General features: G+C 66.9%; 3 protein-coding genes and 1 pseudogene. 2 read left to right on the forward strand and 2 right to left on the reverse strand.

Features of this window, described 5'->3' with window-relative positions; translation table 11 throughout:
* Both ABYW26_RS12540 and thpR read left to right on the forward strand, forming a co-directional pair.
* A pseudogene (locus ABYW26_RS12540) lies at positions 1–525 on the forward strand (acetoin utilization protein AcuC); the annotation flags it as partial.
* Positions 522–1061, forward strand: coding sequence for an RNA 2',3'-cyclic phosphodiesterase (gene thpR / locus ABYW26_RS12545; protein ID WP_372605245.1), 540 nt, complete (start codon positions 522–524; stop codon positions 1059–1061). The pseudogene ABYW26_RS12540 and the gene thpR, both read left to right, overlap by 4 nt.
* On the opposite strand, the gene ABYW26_RS12550 is transcribed toward thpR, so the two are convergent.
* Together ABYW26_RS12550 and ABYW26_RS12555 are read right to left on the reverse strand one after the other, a co-directional pair.
* On the reverse strand, positions 1051–2265 hold the full coding sequence (locus ABYW26_RS12550; RefSeq protein WP_372605246.1) for a 3-deoxy-D-manno-octulosonic acid transferase: 1215 nt from the start codon (positions 2263–2265) through the stop codon (positions 1051–1053). The genes thpR and ABYW26_RS12550 overlap by 11 nt on opposite strands.
* An 84-nt stretch (positions 2266–2349) precedes the next feature.
* Positions 2350–3124, reverse strand: a 775-nt coding sequence (locus ABYW26_RS12555) for a M10 family metallopeptidase C-terminal domain-containing protein (RefSeq protein WP_372605247.1), incomplete at its 5' end; no start/stop codon positions are given.

The following is a 3124-nucleotide window of genomic DNA, read 5'->3' on the forward strand; positions in this document are numbered from 1 at the left end:
CTCACCGGCGGGCTGGAGGACCGGGGCGCGGGCAATCTCTTTAACCTGCCGGTGCCGCGCGGCCTGAACGACAGCGAATTCGACGCCATCCTGAACGATCTGATCCTGCCGCGCGTGGCGGCGTTCCGGCCCGATGCGATCGTGCTGCAATGCGGGGCCGACGCGGTGGACGAAGACCCTTTGTCCCGGCTTGCCCTGTCGAACAACGCGCATTGGTCGGCGGTGGCGGCGCTTGGGCCACTGACGCCGCGCTATCTGGTGCTGGGCGGAGGCGGCTATAACCCGTGGTCGGTGGGGCGGCTTTGGGCCGGGGTCTGGGCGACGCTGGCCGGGCACACCATCCCCGAGCGTCTGCCCGATCCGGCCCAGTCGGTCCTGCGCGACTTGCGGTTTGACGGCAACAGCCGGGGCCGCAACCCGCCCGAGCACCTGTTCACCACCCTGCGCGATGCGCCGCGTCCCGGTCCAATCCGGCCCGAGATCCGCGCCCGTCTTGTCCATCTGTCGCAAAGGCCCGCCCCATGACCCGAACCTTCGTCGCCCTGACCCCGCCCGACACGGCGCTGGACGCCCTGGTCGCCTTGCAACGCAATCTGCCCGCGCCGCGGCTTGTCCCGGCCGAAAACATGCACCTGACGCTGGCGTTTCTGGGCGATCTGTCCGACGCCGATCTGGATGAATTGCATCTGGCGCTGTCGGCCATTCACACCCGGCCCTTTGATCTGTGCGTGGCCGGTCTGGACGTGTTCGGCGGCGATACACCCCGGCAGGTCCATGCAACGCTGCGCCCGTCCGAGCCGCTGATCCAGTTGCAGGCCTCGGTCTTGCGTGCCGCCCGCCGCGCCGGGCTGACCGTGGCGCATCGGCGCTTTGTGCCGCATATCACGCTGGCCCGGCTGCCAATGCTGGTCGATTATGCCGCCATCGGGCGGTTCGTTGCGACCCGCGCCCTGTTGCCGGGGCCGGAATTTGCGGTCGGATCGTTTCAGATGTTCGCTTCGCACCTGTCGGACAAGGGGGCCCGATACGAGGTTCTGGCCGACTATCCGCTTATCGGCTAAGCGCCTGAATTCGTCCAACCAGATCGGCCAGCCCATCCGCGCTGCCCAATGCCGCAATCGCCGCCTTGGCGCGGACGGGCAGGGCAGTGGTTTGCGCCGGGGTCAGCAGGGCTTGGGTCAGGTCATCGGCATTTCGGATCAACAGGCTGCCACCCGCCGATTGCAGGGCGGCATAGCCCTCGGCGAAATTCTCAAGATACGGGCCGTGCAGGATCGCGCTGTCAAAGGCGGCGGGCTCGAACGGGGTATGGCCGCCCTTGGGCACCAGCGAGCCGCCAACGAATGTCACCCCCGCCAGCGCATACCACAGCGGCATTTCCCCCAGCGTATCCGCCAGATAGACCGGCGCGGTCGGCGCATGTCCGGCCGCGCGGCGGGCAAAGCCCAGACCGGCCTGCGCGATCAGCGCTGCCACCTCGTCTCCGCGGCGCGGGTGGCGCGGGGCAAGGATCAACCGCAGATCGGGGTCCTGGGCATGGGCGCGGGCAAAGCCTTGCAGGATGATCTGATCCTCGCCCGCATGGGTCGAGGCCGCCAGCACCGTCTTGTCGCGTGGCAGCAAAGCCGCCAGCGTCGCCAGATCGCCGGCATCGGGCCGGGGCGGTGCCTGAGTCAGTTTCAGGTTCAGCGCCGGGGCGATCCGGGCCGCATCCACCCCCAGCGCCGCGAACCGCGATTGCGAGGCCTGATCCTGCGCCGACACAAGGCTCAGCGCCCCCAGCACCCGCCGCGCCAGCCCCGGCAGTTTCGCCCAGACCCGCGCCGATTTCCCGGACATCCGGCCCGAGACCACGATCACCGGGCGCTGCCGGGCCTGCATCATCAGCAACCGGTTCGGCCAGAGTTCATTTTCGACAATGATCAGCGCGGCGGGTTGCCAGCGGCGCAGAAACCGCGCCAGCGCCCAGCGATAATCCAGCGGCGCCAGCGCCACGCTGACCCGCGCCAGCCCCCAACCCGCGACCAGATCGCGCCCGGTTTCTGAATTGCAGGTGATCAGCAGGCGCAGCGCTGGGTCGCTGGCCAGCAACGCCTCGATCAGCGGGCGGGCCGCGGTGGCCTCGCCATTCGAGGCGGCATGCAGCCACAGAACCGGGCCATTGCCATCCCCGCCACCCAACCGCTGGTCCAGACCGCCGCCGCGCAGCAGCTTGACCGCGACAAACGGCGCGGCAAGGGTCAGCAGAAAGCGATAGAGAAACACGTGCGCAGGCCCCGGTTGGTTCAGACCTCAGCACTAAGGGGCAGGGCGCGCCCATGCAAGACGCGCCCGAAGTTTGCGGTCCGGTTACAGAACGAAATCGGCGCGTCCAAGGTCGGCGGGGTCGATATCGGCAAGGAACACGGTTTGATCCTCGTAGATGATCGTTGTGCCGGTGTCGTCCGAGAACACGTCGAATTGCCAGATCCGGATGCGGTCATAATCGGAAAAGTCCAGCAGATCGACGCCGTCCTCAAAATCGGTGACCGTGTCATAGCCGCCGCCATCGACGGTAAAGATGAACGTGTCCGCGCCGCCGTTGCCGGTCAGGACGTTGTCGCCTTCGTTCCCGATCAAGGCATCATTGCCGCTGCCGCCGGTGGCGTTCTCGATCATCACGCCATTGGCGATGGTATAGCCGCCATAGATGCCATCGGCATAAGAGATCCAGCCGCCGCCGCCCTCTTCGATGCCCAGCGTCGCATCGCGCAGGTCGATGACCACCGCGCCGGTGCCGTCAAAGCGAATCTCGTCGGTGCCGCCGGTGTCCCAGATACAGGCAAAGAACGTGCCCGGTTCGTTGGTGTCGGGCAGGTAATAGACGTCATCGCCGTTATGGTAATCCTCGTTCGCGCCGTATTTGTCCTGCAACAGCGCGATATCGACCGCCATCGGCGTGCCCTGATAGCCCCAGTCCACCGTGTCGGCATAGGTTAGTTGACCGCTGGGGTGTGTGGCCCAGCCATCGACATAGGACATGATGGTATAGACGCCTTGGTTCAGGTCCAGATAGCCGGTGTCGCCGCTGCTCGACACGCCCGGCAGGACGGTCGAGCCACCGCCGGTGTCATGCGGATGCGCC

The sequence above is a fragment of the Actibacterium sp. genome (genome assembly GCF_041584535.1).
In the GTDB taxonomy this organism is placed as follows: domain Bacteria; phylum Pseudomonadota; class Alphaproteobacteria; order Rhodobacterales; family Rhodobacteraceae; genus Actibacterium_D.

Coding starts and splice junctions, on each gene's coding strand:
- thpR (WP_372605245.1), top strand. CDS start 522: ATGACCCGAACCTTCGTCGCCCTGACCCCGCCCGACACGGCGCTGGAC.